The following is a 12163-nucleotide window of genomic DNA, read 5'->3' on the forward strand; positions in this document are numbered from 1 at the left end:
TGACGGCGGGCCCTGCAGGAACCCGCGCCAGCCTCAGGTGAGTGTCTAACTGCGTGACAGCGCCGACGAACGACGGCGGACGAGCACGGACGCCTGCGGACGCAAGCGCCCGACTCGCGCGGACCGTTGGTCTCTGCGCACTCACGACAGGACAGGTCCGCTCCGCCATGCTCGCCAACGCCCTCTCCCCGTCGCAGTGGCCGCGCGTCCCGCGCCGTCGTCCGTCCTGGCTCTCAGCGAAGGTGCTGCGGACCGAGGTGCTCGGCGGGCTCGTGGTCGCGCTCGCGCTGATACCCGAGGCCATCTCCTTCTCGATCATCGCCGGGGTGGATCCGGCGATCGGTCTGTTCGCCTCGTTCACCATGGCCGTGACGATCGCGGTCGTCGGCGGACGGTCGGCGATGATCTCCGCCGCGACCGGCGCGGTCGCGCTGGTCATCGGCCCGCTGAACCGGGAGCACGGATTCGGTTACCTGGTGGGCGCCGTCATCCTGGCGGGTGTCTTCCAGATCGTGCTCGGCGCGCTCGGCGTGGCCCGGCTGCTGCGCTTCGTGCCGCGCTCGGTGATGGTCGGCTTCGTCAACGCCCTCGCCATCCTGGTCTTCATGGCGCAGGTGCCCGAGCTCCGGGACGTGCCGTGGGCCGTGTACCCGCTCGTCGCGGCCGGGCTGACGCTGTTGGTGCTCTTCCCGAAGGTCACCACCCTGGTCCCCGCGCCGCTCGTGTCCATCGGCATCCTCACCACCATCACCGTCGCCGCCGGGATCGCCGTGCCGACGGTCGGCGACAAGGGGGCGCTGCCGTCGGCGCTGCCGGTGCCCGGGCTGCCGGACGTGCCGTTCACCCTGGACACGCTGACGACGATCGCCCCGTACGCCTTCGCCATGGCACTGGTCGGGCTGATGGAGTCACTGATGACGGCGACGCTCGTCGACGAGATCACCGACACCCGCTCCAACAAGACACGGGAGTCCGTCGGGCAGGGCATCGCGAACATCGTGACCGGGTTCTTCGGCGGCATGGGAGGCTGCGCGATGATCGGCCAGACGATGATCAACGTGAAGGTGTCCGGGGCCCGGACCCGGCTGTCGACCTTCCTCGCGGGCGTCCTGCTCATGGTGCTGTGCATCGTCTTCGGGCCGGTCGTCTCCGAGATCCCGATGGCCGCGCTGGTCGCCGTCATGGTGATGGTCTGCTTCGCGACCTTCGACTGGCACTCCATCGCGCCGAAGACGCTGAAGCGGATGCCGGCCGGTGAGATCACCGTCATGGTGATCACCGTGGCGTGCGTGGTGGCGACCCACAACCTGGCCGTCGGCGTGATCGCCGGATCGGTGACCGCGATGGTCATATTCGCCAAGCGCGTCGCGCACCTGGCGGACGTCACCTCGGTCACCGACCCCGACGGGTCCCACGTCGTCTACTCGGTCACCGGAGAGCTGTTCTTCGCCTCCTCCAACGACCTGGTGACGCGGTTCGACTACGCGGGAGACCCGGACAAGGTCGTCATCGACCTGTCCTCGGCCCACATCTGGGACGCCTCGACCGTCGCCGCCCTGGACGCCATCGAGACGAAGTACGCCCAGCGCGGCAAGACCGTCGAGATCATCGGCCTGAACGAGCACAGCGCCCGCATCCACCGCACGCTGAGCGGCGAACTCTCCCCCGGACACTGAGGTCAAGATCCTCATCTCCGTCTTCCGCTACACCGGCGCAGTGGCGGGCATCGTCACCGCGGTGGCCGGCGCGTGCCGGAAGCCCGCCGACCACGGGACCGAGCGGTTCCCGTGGCGGCAGCCACACGCACCGATCGACGGGGCCGGGGGACATGACCAGTCATCAGTTGCAGTTCCTCTTCATCGACATCGCACTCGTCCTCGCCGCGGCGCGGGGGCTCGGACACCTGGCGGCCAGGGCCGGGCAACCCGCGGTCATCGGGGAGATCATCGCCGGCGTGCTGCTGGGTCCGACGCTGCTCGGAGGCCCGCTGAGCGAGACCCTGCTGCCCGCCGAGGTACGTCCCGTGCTCGCCGGGATGGCCAGTCTGGGCGTCGCACTGTTCATGTTCGCGGTCGGTCTGGACATCGACGGCGCCACGCTCCGGGGCAACGGCCGGGTGACCGCCGCGGCGGCCGTCGGCTCGTCGGCCGTGCCGTTCCTCCTCGGCATCGGGCTTGCCTTCGTCCTGATGCGCGGCCATGAGAGCGCCGATCCCGCGGCGTTCGTCGTCTTCATCGGACTGTCCGTCTCGGTCACCGCGTTTCCGGTGCTCGCCCGCATCCTCACCGACCGGGGGCTGAACCGGACCGCGGTGGGCGGGATCGCACTGGCGACGGCGGCCGTCGTCGACCTGGTCGCGTGGGCGGCGCTCGCCGGGGTCAACGCCTCCGTCGGCGCCGGGGACGGCCACTGGCTGGTCCTTCTCGTACTCCCGTACCTGCTGGTCATGCTGTTCGCGGTGCGGCCCCTGCTGCGCCGGTACCTGGCACCCGGCGGCGGGGCGAAGCCCTTCACCCCGCTGCGCTTCGCGGTCGTCCTGACGGGGGCGCTGCTGTCGGCCGCCGCCACCGAGGCCATGGGCATGCACCACATCTTCGGCGCGTTCCTCTTCGGCCTGCTCCTGCCCCGGGAGGGGACGCGGGCGCTGCGCGAGGACCTCCACGAACGCACGGGCCATCTCACGGGGTTGCTGCTTCCCGTCTATTTCGTGGTCGCCGGCTCCCAGGTGGACCTGGGGGGCATCGGTCTGCCCGGGCTCGCGGAGCTCGCTCTGATCATGCTGGTGGCCGTAGGGGGCAAGTTCGGCGGCACCTATCTCGCCGCCCGCTCCCAGAGGCTCCCGCACGGCTCCGCCGCGACCTTGGCGTCCCTGATGAACACCCGAGGACTCACCGAGCTGGTGATCCTCGGGGTCGGACTGAAACTGGGCCTGCTGGACGGATCCCTGTATTCGATGTTGGTGGTCATGGCGGTGGTCACCACGATGATGACCGGCCCGCTGCTGACCCGTTTCCAGCCCGGGACGCCCGCGCCCCGTGACCGGGTGGCCACCCCCGCGGGCTCCGTCTAGGCCGCCGGCGGCGGGGACTCGCCGAGCGTGGCGAGTTCGGCACCGGCCAGGGTGAGGAACTCCGTGGTGAGGCCCGGGTCCGTGCCACGGGAGGCGGCTGTCGCGTCGAGGTGGGCGAGGACCTCGGCGACCGTGGAGTAGGGGCCGACCGGGCGCAGCAGCCAGAGGCGGCCGAGGGGGCGGGGCGGGAGGCCGAGGGCGGCGAGGGCCGTGTCGGTCTCGCCGTCGAGGCCGTGGAGGTCGGCCTCGGGCAGCGGGGCGCATTCCACGTCGGTGACGTGGCCGTGGCCGTCGAGCGAGGTCTCCACCGCCCAGTGGGTGGAGCGGTCCGGGATCCAGGTGCGGGCCGCCGGGGGCCATACGTACGGGAGGAACGCCCAGCGCAGCTCCTCGGGCGCCGGCTCCCACCCGAGGGCCTCCAGCTCCCGGATCTCGGGCAGCCGGTCCGGCTCCAGTTCGCTGCGGCCGGAGCGGCGCAGTGCGAGCGGGTGCGGTGTTCCGTCCTCGTCCCACGACATGCGGGCACGCTATCCGAGGCGGTGGCGGATGTGGGTGACCTGCGTGGTGGCGGCACTCGCACCCAGTAGGCCGCTCTCAGCCGAAGAACGCCCTCAGCACCGGGGCCAGGGCGGCCGGGTCGACGTCGTGCGTCTGCCCCTCCAGGGTGTGGTGCCGGGCGGTCGGCAACAGCTCTGCCAGGGCCTTGGCCCCCGCTTGCAGCGAAGGGTCGCTCGCGCCGCCCCCGACGGCCAGCACGGGGATCCGTACCGACGCCCAGCGGTCCGCGGGGAGCGGGCGGCCGGACATGGTGTCGCCCATGACGGCGCCGTCGTACGGGAGGGTGTGGGCCACCGAGCAGAGCCGGTCCCAGGTGGCGGCGTCCGCACGCATGGGGGCGAGGTACTCGGCGGGGATGCCGACGGCCGCGGTCATGAAGACCTCGACGGCGGCGCCCCGGTCGCCCCGCGCCAGCGCGGCGTGCAGGCGGTCGAGGTAGTCCGCGGGGAGCGGCGGCCGCGAGTCGTCGAGGACGAACGGGGGCTCGTACAGGGCGAGGGCGCATATCGGGACCCCGTGGGCGGCCGCTTCCAGGGCCAGCACCGCGCCCGAGGACATGCCCATCACGAAGGCGCGGCCGTCGGGCGCGGCCATCCCCTCGATGACGGCCGTCAGGTCCTCGAACTCGCGGGCCACGTCGTAGGCGGCGCCGTCGCCGCTGTCGCCACGGCCGCGGCGGTCGTAGGTCACCACCGTGAAGCGGTCGCCGAGCCGGCGGGCGAGCTCGACCCACTTGGGGTCGTCGCGGACCTGGAAGGCACCGCCGACCAGGACGAGGGCAGGGCCCTCGCCGGTCCGGTCGCAGGCGATGACGGTTCCGTCACGGGATATGACCTTCTGCATCACAAACCCCCTCGAATGCACATGTGGACGCCGTCCACTTCCTGACCGTAGGCTATACCTGAAAAGTGAACGCTGTCCACATCTGAATCCGGGAGAACCGCATGTCCTCCACGACACCCGCCGCCGAGCCGCCTCCGCGCAAGCGCAGCACCTACCGGCACGGCAACCTCCGCAACGCCCTCCTCGACGCGGCGCTGGAGCTGGCCCGCGAGGGCGGGCCCGACGCCGTCTCACTGCGCGAGGTCACCCGGCGCGCCGGGGTCTCGCCCAACGCCGCCTACCGGCACTTCGCCGACCGCGCGGCCCTGGTGCACGGGGTCTCGCAGGCGGCCATGGCCCGCGTGGCGCTCGCGATGGAGGACGAGATCGCGCGGGCGACCGCCGACGCGGCCCCCGCGGGCGACGCGGACGGCCCCGCCGTCGCCCGCGCCCGCTTCCGCGCCGTCGGGACGGGCTACATCCGCTTCGCCGTGACCGAGCCCGGGCTCTTCCGCACCGCGTTCCACGTCCCGGCCGACATGACCTACGCCACCGACACCACCGCCGCCGGGGCAGGCGGACTGACCCCGTTCGAGCTGCTGGGCGCCGCCCTGGACGGCCTCGTGGAGACGGGCCTGCTGCCCGCCGAACGCCGCCCGGGCGCGGAGTTCCTCGCCTGGTCGGCGGTGCACGGACTGGCGGTGCTGATGATCGACGGCCCGCTCCGCGGCGTTACCGAGGCCCAGGCCCACGACGCCGGCCAGGACCTGATCGGCATGATCGAGCGGGGTCTGTGACCGCCCGCTCTCAGCCCTGCCGGCCGAACCGGTCCAGCGGGTTCGCCGCGATGCGGGTGGCCGCACCGCCCGCGACATAGGCGGCCGCCGCGCACTCGGGCTTGCGCTTCGCCTGGTCCTCGACGAGCGCGAGGAAGGAGGGGCCGAAGCCGCCCCGGGGGTACGCGGCGAGCAGGTCCGCCGTGAACGACGGGTCGAACTCGCCGACGCGCAGGCCCGACACGTCGGCGCTCGTGCCGACCTGCAGCAGGTGGCTCTCCACGTCATCGGCCGCGCTCACGTCGTCCCGCATGTGCAGGACGATCACCTCTTCGGCGCGGGCCCGGCGGGCCGCCGGCCAGCCCAGACCCGCCGTCAGCACGCGCGCGACATGGCCGCCCGCCTCCTCGAAGGGCAGGGTGTGGCTGTCGAACGGCGCGGTCAGGCCCAGGTCGTGGACGAGCGCCGACACGTAGAAGAGCTCCGCGTCGTACGCCAGGCCGTGCGCGTCCGCGTACCGAGCGCCGAAGGCGTACGAGCGGACCGAGTGGTTGAGGAGGTCCGCGTCGGCGTACTCCGACGCGATCTCCAGAGCGGCCCGGGCTGAATCGGTGTCAAGTGTCCATGTCATGGGGCGTCAGCGTAGGCTCCGGGCGAAGTCGACGTCCGACGGGGGCTCCCCCGGCCAGTACAGGCGGGCCGGCGCGGGCGGGGTCTCGGCGAGGACGGTGCCGCGCGAGACGACGTACCTGGGGCGGACCTGGCGGCGGAGCGCCTCCTCGGGGGTCGGGGCCGGGAGCAGGACGAAGGAGGCGGGCGCGCCCTGCGTGATGCCGTACTCCGCGTCCGACAGGCCCAGGACCCGCGCCGCACGCTCCGTCACCATCGAGAAGGCCAGCGGGATCTCGTCCGCTCCGGTGAGCTGGGCGGCGTAGAGCCCGACCAGGGCGGTCTGCAGCGGGTTGCCGGTGCCGAGCGCGTTCCACGGGTCCATCACGTCGTCGTGGCCGAAGGCCACATTGACCCCGGCCGCCAGCATCTCCTTGACCTGGGTGAGGCCGCGCCGCTTGGGATAGGCGTCGAAGCGGCCCTGGAGGCCCAGGTTGGCGAAGGGGTTGGAGACCAGGTTGATGCCGGAACGGGCGAGCAGGTGCTGGAGTTTGAAGCTGTACGCGCCGTTGTAGGAGCCCATCGCCGTCGTGTGGGAGGCCGTGGCGCGCTCGCGCAGGCCCGTACGCAGCGCGAGGGTGGCCAGCACTTCCACGAAACGGGACTGCTCGTCGTCGATCTCGTCGCAGTGGGCGTCCACGCGCAGGCCGTTCTCCTCGGCCAGCGCGAAGGCCGTCCGCAGCGAGGCCACGCCGTCCTCGCGCGTGTCCTCGAAGTGCGGGATGGCGCCGACGACGTCCGCACCGCGCGCGATCGCCTCCCGCAGCAGCGCCTCGCCGCCGGGGAAGGAGACGATGCCCTCCTGCGGGAAGGCCACGATCTGCAGGGTCATGACGTCCCGGAGCCGGTCGCGCACTTCGAGCAGGGCGTCGAGCGCGGTGAGGGCCGGGTCTGTGATGTCGCAGTGGGTGCGCACGTGCAGCACCCCCTGCGCCGCCTGCCAGCGCAGCACCTCGGTGGCCCGCGCGAGCACGTCCTGACGGGTCAGGGTCCGCTTGCGCTCGCTCCAGCGGGCGATGCCCTCCCAGAGGGTGCCGGAGATGTTGGGGCCCGGTTCCCCCGCCGTAAGAGCCGTGTCGAGGTGGATGTGCGGCTCGACGAAGGGGGCGGTCAGGAGGCAGCCGTGGGCTTCGATGAGGGTGCCCGTGGCCGGTGGCTCCTTCTGGTCGTCGTACGGGATCACCCGCGCGATCCGGCCGTCCTCGGCGACCTCCACGTCGAACAGCCCATCGGTATGGAGCAGCCGGGCGCCCCGGACGATCACCCGCATGCCGCCACCGTAGGCCGTGTCCGGGCGGTCTTCGAGGACCGGCGGACTCAGCCGCGCTTCGCCTGGGCCTTCTGCTGCATGCCGCGGGTCTTCGCGGAGAGCGACTGCGCGTCCCTGACCGCGGCCTTGGCGCGCGCCTCGGCCGCCGTGTTCTTCGCCATCGCGCGCTCGGAGTCCTGGTGGGCGTGGTGGCCGTGGTGAGCGGTCCGGGCCTTCTTCGCCATGATCGTTCCTCCTTGGGCTACGGGTACCACTGTGCGCCCGTACGGAGCAGTCGGCATCCCGGCGGACGCTGCGGCCACAATGGGCGCATGACCAGCGACAGCGAGATCACCCCCGAGATGCCCGACTGGGAGAAGCGGTTCCGGGCCCCGCGCGTCGGGCTGCCCGACTGGGCGCAGGACGCCCCGGACCGTTCGCTCTTCGTCTCCAACGCGACCGGGACCTTCGAGCTCTACGCCTGGGACCGCGCCACGGGCGCCCAGCGGCAGGCCACCGACCGCCCCAACGGGACCACCGACGGCACCCTCTCCCCCGACGGCGAGTGGATCTGGTGGTTCTCCGACACCGACGGCGACGAGTTCGGCACCTGGGTGCGCCAGCCCTTCGCGGGCGGCCCCGACGAGCCGGCCACCCCGGGCCTGGAGCCCTCCTACCCCGCCGGGCTCGCCATCGGGCGGGACGGCACGGCGGTCGTCGGCCGCTCCACCGACGAGGAGGGCTCCACGATCCACGTCGTACGCCCCGACGGCTCGGCGCCCGCCGTGATCTACCGGCACCGCGAGTCCGCGGGGGTCGGCGACCTGTCCCGCGACGGGACGCTGATCGCCGTCGAGCACACCGAACACGGCGACGCGATGCACTCCGCACTGCGCGTGCTCACCCTCGACGGGACCACCGTCGCGGAGCTGGACGACTCCCGGGGCGGGACGCAGGAGCTGGGCCTGGAGGTACTGGGCTTCGCGCCGGTCGCGGGCGACACCCGGCTCCTGGTCGGCCACCAGCGCCGCGGCCGCTGGGAGCCGATGGTCTGGGACGTGGCCACGGGCGCCGAGGAGGAACTCGCGATCGACCTGCCGGGCGACGTCAGCGCCGAGTGGTACCCGGACGGCTCCGCCCTGCTGATCGCGCACAGCTTCGAGGCGCGCAGCGAACTCTGGCGCTACGACCTGGCCGCACGGGAGCTCGTACGCGTGGACACGCCGCCGGGGACGGTGTCGGGCGCGACGGCGCGCCCCGACGGGACGGTGGAGTACCAGTGGTCCTCGGCGGCCGAGCCCACGGCCGTACGGTCCACCGCGGGCGGGATCGTCCTGGACCCTCCCGGTTTCCGGCCGCCTGGCTCGGTACCGGTCGAGGACGTGTGGGTGGAGGGCCCCGGCGGGCGGATCCACGCCCTCGCGCAGCGCCCCGTCGGCCACGGCGACGGCCCCTTCCCGACGGTCTTCGAGATCCACGGCGGGCCCACCTGGCACGACAGCGACGCCTTCGCGGCGGCCCCGGCGGCCTGGCTGGACCACGGCTTCGCGGTCGTGCGGGTCAACTACCGGGGCTCGACCGGCTACGGCCGCGAGTGGACTGACGCCCTCAAGCACCGCGTCGGCCTGATCGAGCTGGAGGACATCGCGGCGGTCCGCGAACGGGCGGTGGCTTCCGGCCTGGCGGACCCGGCGCGCCTGGTGCTGTCGGGCGGCTCTTGGGGCGGCTACCTGACGCTGCTGGGGCTGGGCACGCAGCCGGACGCCTGGTCGGTGGGCCTGGCCGCCGTGCCGGTCGCGGACTACGTGACGGCCTACCACGACGAGATGGAGGCGCTGAAGTCCCTGGACCGCACCCTCTTCGGCGGTACGCCGGAGGAGGTCCCAGACCGCTTCGAGGCGTCCTCGCCGCTGACGTACGTCGACGCGGTGAAGGCCCCCGTGCACATCGCGGCGGGCGTCAACGATCCCCGCTGCCCGATCCGGCAGATCGACAACTACGTGGACCGGCTGGCGGCACGCGGCGCGCTGCACGAGGTGTACCGGTACGACGCCGGGCACGGCTCACTGGTCGTGGAGGAGCGGATCAAGCAGGTCCGGATGGAGCTGGAGTTCGCGCTCAAGCACCTGCCGCGCTGACCCACCGGCGGGATGGCCGGTGCACCCCCGTACCGTGGTGGGGTGCACCGGTTTCTCCTGACCCCGCGCTGGTGGGGGATCAACGTCTTCGTCGCGCTCGCCGTCCCCTTCTGCCTGTTCATGGGGTCCTGGCAGCTCGGCCGCTTCGAGGACCGCGTCGACAGCCACCGGGAGGCGACCGCCGAGCGGCCCGCCGACCAGGGGCCCGAGCCGCTGGAATCGCTCCTTCCGGTGGACAAGAAAACATCCGGAAGGCTTGCCTCCGCCTCCGGTGAGTACGGAGAACAGCTACTGGTCCCCGAGCGGCGCCTGGACGGCGCGACCGGCTTCTACGTGCTGACCCTGCTGAAGACCGACTCGGGCAAGGCCGTCCCGGTGGTCCGGGGCTGGCTGCCGGGGGCGGCCGACCCGGCGAAGGCCCCGGCCGCGCCGGCCGGCCGGGTCGAGGTCACCGGCGCGCTCCAGGCCTCGGAGAACTCCGGTACGAAGGGCGTCCACGCCCAGGGCGGCCTCCCGGCGGGGCAGCTCGGGGTGATCGGGGCCGCCTCGCTGGTCAACCTCGTCCCGTACGGCGTGTACGACGCCTGGCTGACCGTGCAGAACCCCTCCGACGGGCTGACCCCGGTCCCCGCGCAAGCCCCGAACGGCACCGGGCTCGACCTGAAGGCCTTCCAGAACCTCGGCTACACCGGCGAGTGGTTCGTCTTCGTCGCCTTCGTGCTCTTCATGTGGCTCCGCCTCTACCGCCGCGAGATCGAGACCCTCCGCGACACGGAGGCGGGTCTCCTCCCGTCGGAGCCGGCAGGGACAGCGGAGCCGACAGGGACAGCGGGGACGGCGCAGACGGCAGCGAAGACCGCCTAGCCGTACCGGCCCGCCGGACTACGGCTTGGGCGCGTCCACCGGGATCGCCCCCGTGCGGTACACCGTCCCCGTGCACGCCTCGGGGATCGTCGTCTGCGTCGTCGGGGAACCCGCCTGCGGGGTGTGGGACACCGCCACACCCGCCGCCGCCGGAGCCGTGGTGTCCGTCCGCGGCTCGGGCGTGTCCGCCGAGATCGCGGAAGTCCCCGCCGAATCTCCGGACTGGCCCGGCGGCTTCGTGCCCGTCGCCTGGCTCGTCGCGGGGCACGGCTCGCCCGAGGGCACGAAGGCGAACTGGACCTCGTACGCCGTGTTCGGCTGGAGCACCAGCACCGGCGCCTCCGCCGACGGATCGGGCAGCAGCCCACTCGCCGGGTCGCCCGCCGTGTGGCCGACCACGCTGACCCCGGCGCCCGCTCCGGTCGCCGTACCGGCCGCGGCGGCCGCCCTCACGGTGCCCGGGCCGGTGACGGTACAACCGTGCGCCGAGACGTTCGTGACCTTGAAAGTGCCGTACACCTTGCCGTCGGCCCGCGGGGCGCGGGCCGAGCCCACCACGCCGAGCTGTTCGGCGCCGCACCCGGGGGCCCCCGGCGCGGCCGTCGGCGGCTGCGGACCCGTGCCCGCCACCGGATCCGGGCCGGCGCCGGTCGGGCCCGCCGTCACTCCACCGGCCGGGACGCCGCCGGCCGTCGGGTCCGGCTGCCCGGTGGCGCCGCCCGCGTCGTGGGCGCCTTCGGCGGAGTGCGTGGTCCTGGGCTGGGCCCCGGCGCCGTTCAGGTGCGGGTCGGACGGCACGGCGGCAGGCTTCCCGCCGGGCTCGCCGTGCCCGGCCATGGCCGAGTGGTCGGTGGCGGTGCCCTCCGCGGCCGTCATGTGCAGCGCGGCCGGGATCGCCGTCCCGGCGAGCAGGGCGACGGCCGCGGCGCCGACGCAGACCTGCCGCTTGAAGGCCCTGCGCGCGGGGACGGCGTACCGCAGCCGCTCCAGCGCGCCCTCGGAGGGCTCCAGGCCCTCGACGGCCCCTCGCAGCAGGCCCCGCAGCGCCTGCTCCTCGCTCGCCCCCCCGGGCGGAGTGTGGTCGTCCATCATGACTGCGCAGCCTCCATCGCCACCCTCAGCGCGGCAATGCCCCGCGATCCGTACGCCTTCACCGAGCCGAGCGACACCCCGAGCGTCTCGGCGACCTGGGCTTCCGTCATGTCCGCGAAGTAGCGCAGCACGAGCACCTCTCGCTGGCGGCGCTGCAGTCCGCGCATCGCCTTGATCAGATCGTCCCGCTCCAGCTGGTCGTACGCGCCTTCCTCGGCGCTCGCCATGTCCGGCATCGGCTTCGACAGCAGCTTGAGGCCGAGGATGCGCCGACGCAGGGCGGACCGGGAGAGGTTCACGACGGTCTGGCGCAGGTACGCCAGAGTCTTGTCGCGGTCGCGCACCCGGTTCCGGGCCGAGTGCACGCGGATGAACGCCTCCTGGACCACGTCCTCGCAGGAGGCCGTGTCGTCGAGGAGCAGTGCGGCGAGGCCCAGGAGCGAGCGGTAGTGCGCCTGGTAGGTCTCCGTGAGGTGGTCGACGGTGGTGCCGGCCACGACCTCGGCCACCGGCTCCGTCACCGCCTCGGCAGCCTCCGCCGGAGCTCCAGATGTCTCGTTCTTGCCGCTCCCGGCCTCGTCAGCGCCGTCGCGCGGCGTGGGCACGCGGCCGCCCGGGGTCGGTACGGCGTCCCGTACGGGAGCCTCGGACTGCCCCGTCGGCGGGACGGGAACGATCACGGGAAGACCGTCGCCGGGCGCACGGGAACTCCGGCGCGGCGGGACGATCCCGATGCGCGCCGGTACGACGGCCAGTTCGAGCAGTGCCTCTGCCACGCCTGTAGGACACGCGTCCCCCCGTCAGGGTTGTACGCGCGACGCAGCCTCACCAGCAATGTCCCGATTGCGCCCATGCGTACCCGCTCTTCCCGCTTGCCCCGTCTTTCGAGACGGCAGTCGGGCCATCACCTTGATCAAGGGATCAG

General features: G+C 73.1%; 12 protein-coding genes. 5 read left to right on the forward strand and 7 right to left on the reverse strand.

What is annotated here, in order from left to right:
• The first annotated feature begins 167 nt into the window (after positions 1 to 167).
• Both ACFYOB_RS20075 and ACFYOB_RS20080 read left to right on the forward strand, forming a co-directional pair.
• Positions 168 to 1676 carry a SulP family inorganic anion transporter gene (locus ACFYOB_RS20075; protein WP_388561198.1) on the forward strand — a complete coding sequence of 503 codons (1509 nt, stop codon included), beginning with the start codon at positions 168 to 170 and terminating at the stop codon, positions 1674 to 1676.
• 152 nt (positions 1677 to 1828) lie between these two features.
• Entirely contained in the window at positions 1829 to 3070 is a 1242-nt protein-coding gene (locus ACFYOB_RS20080; RefSeq protein ID WP_388561200.1) for a cation:proton antiporter, read from the forward strand.
• Here the strand turns inward: ACFYOB_RS20080 and ACFYOB_RS20085 are convergent.
• Both ACFYOB_RS20085 and ACFYOB_RS20090 read right to left on the reverse strand, forming a co-directional pair.
• Positions 3067 to 3588: a DUF5956 family protein gene (locus ACFYOB_RS20085; protein WP_388561202.1), complete on the reverse strand. Its 522-nt coding sequence runs from the start codon at positions 3586 to 3588 to the stop codon at positions 3067 to 3069. The two genes, ACFYOB_RS20080 and ACFYOB_RS20085, sit on opposite strands and share 4 nt — an antisense overlap.
• A gap of 76 nt (positions 3589 to 3664) precedes the next feature.
• Complete coding sequence (locus ACFYOB_RS20090; protein WP_388561204.1) at positions 3665 to 4471, reverse strand: alpha/beta fold hydrolase; 807 nt, start codon at positions 4469 to 4471, stop codon at positions 3665 to 3667.
• A gap of 101 nt (positions 4472 to 4572) precedes the next feature.
• On the opposite strand from ACFYOB_RS20090, the gene ACFYOB_RS20095 reads away from it, so the two are divergent.
• The gene (locus ACFYOB_RS20095; protein ID WP_388561206.1) at positions 4573 to 5247 is read left to right on the forward strand and encodes a TetR/AcrR family transcriptional regulator; all 675 of its coding nucleotides are present in this window, start codon (positions 4573 to 4575) and stop codon (positions 5245 to 5247) included.
• A 10-nt stretch (positions 5248 to 5257) separates the two neighbouring features.
• On the opposite strand, the gene ACFYOB_RS20100 is transcribed toward ACFYOB_RS20095, so the two are convergent.
• Genes ACFYOB_RS20100 through ACFYOB_RS20110 form a run of 3 tightly spaced genes read right to left on the reverse strand, consistent with a single transcriptional unit; the run spans position 5258 to position 7389 of the window.
• On the reverse strand, positions 5258 to 5857 hold the full coding sequence (locus ACFYOB_RS20100; RefSeq protein WP_388561208.1) for an HD domain-containing protein: 600 nt from the start codon (positions 5855 to 5857) through the stop codon (positions 5258 to 5260).
• A gap of 6 nt (positions 5858 to 5863) precedes the next feature.
• A complete protein-coding gene (codA, locus tag ACFYOB_RS20105) occupies positions 5864 to 7165 on the reverse strand; it encodes a cytosine deaminase (protein ID WP_388561210.1) in 1302 nt (433 codons plus the stop codon).
• A 47-nt stretch (positions 7166 to 7212) separates the two neighbouring features.
• Complete coding sequence (locus ACFYOB_RS20110; RefSeq protein ID WP_376679000.1) at positions 7213 to 7389, reverse strand: hypothetical protein; 177 nt, start codon at positions 7387 to 7389, stop codon at positions 7213 to 7215.
• An 87-nt stretch (positions 7390 to 7476) separates the two neighbouring features.
• Here ACFYOB_RS20110 and ACFYOB_RS20115 point away from each other — a divergent pair, with 87 nt between their 5' ends.
• Entirely contained in the window at positions 7477 to 9282 is a 1806-nt protein-coding gene (locus tag ACFYOB_RS20115; RefSeq protein ID WP_388561212.1) for a prolyl oligopeptidase family serine peptidase, read from the forward strand.
• A gap of 42 nt (positions 9283 to 9324) precedes the next feature.
• Complete coding sequence (locus ACFYOB_RS20120) at positions 9325 to 10146, forward strand: SURF1 family protein (RefSeq protein ID WP_388561214.1); 822 nt, start codon at positions 9325 to 9327, stop codon at positions 10144 to 10146.
• 18 nt (positions 10147 to 10164) lie between these two features.
• Here the strand turns inward: ACFYOB_RS20120 and ACFYOB_RS20125 are convergent, their stop codons facing one another.
• The gene (locus tag ACFYOB_RS20125; RefSeq protein WP_388561216.1) at positions 10165 to 11238 is read right to left on the reverse strand and encodes a hypothetical protein; all 1074 of its coding nucleotides are present in this window, start codon (positions 11236 to 11238) and stop codon (positions 10165 to 10167) included.
• Positions 11235 to 12014, reverse strand: a complete 780-nt coding sequence (locus ACFYOB_RS20130; RefSeq protein ID WP_388561218.1) for a SigE family RNA polymerase sigma factor — start codon at positions 12012 to 12014, stop codon at positions 11235 to 11237. Before ACFYOB_RS20130 ends, ACFYOB_RS20125 begins: the two co-directional genes overlap by 4 nt.
• Positions 12015 to 12163 lie beyond the last annotated feature (149 nt).

Source organism: Streptomyces sp. NPDC006463 (assembly GCF_042870715.1).
Classification (GTDB): domain Bacteria; phylum Actinomycetota; class Actinomycetes; order Streptomycetales; family Streptomycetaceae; genus Streptomyces.

Coding starts and splice junctions, on each gene's coding strand:
- ACFYOB_RS20075 (WP_388561198.1), top strand. CDS start 168: ATGCTCGCCAACGCCCTCTCCCCGTCGCAGTGGCCGCGCGTCCCGCGC.
- ACFYOB_RS20080 (WP_388561200.1), top strand. CDS start 1,829: ATGACCAGTCATCAGTTGCAGTTCCTCTTCATCGACATCGCACTCGTC.
- ACFYOB_RS20085 (WP_388561202.1), bottom strand. CDS start 3,588: ATGTCGTGGGACGAGGACGGAACACCGCACCCGCTCGCACTGCGCCGC.
- ACFYOB_RS20090 (WP_388561204.1), bottom strand. CDS start 4,471: ATGCAGAAGGTCATATCCCGTGACGGAACCGTCATCGCCTGCGACCGG.
- ACFYOB_RS20095 (WP_388561206.1), top strand. CDS start 4,573: ATGTCCTCCACGACACCCGCCGCCGAGCCGCCTCCGCGCAAGCGCAGC.
- ACFYOB_RS20100 (WP_388561208.1), bottom strand. CDS start 5,857: ATGACATGGACACTTGACACCGATTCAGCCCGGGCCGCTCTGGAGATC.
- codA (WP_388561210.1), bottom strand. CDS start 7,165: ATGCGGGTGATCGTCCGGGGCGCCCGGCTGCTCCATACCGATGGGCTG.
- ACFYOB_RS20110 (WP_376679000.1), bottom strand. CDS start 7,389: ATGGCGAAGAAGGCCCGGACCGCTCACCACGGCCACCACGCCCACCAG.
- ACFYOB_RS20115 (WP_388561212.1), top strand. CDS start 7,477: ATGACCAGCGACAGCGAGATCACCCCCGAGATGCCCGACTGGGAGAAG.
- ACFYOB_RS20125 (WP_388561216.1), bottom strand. CDS start 11,238: ATGATGGACGACCACACTCCGCCCGGGGGGGCGAGCGAGGAGCAGGCG.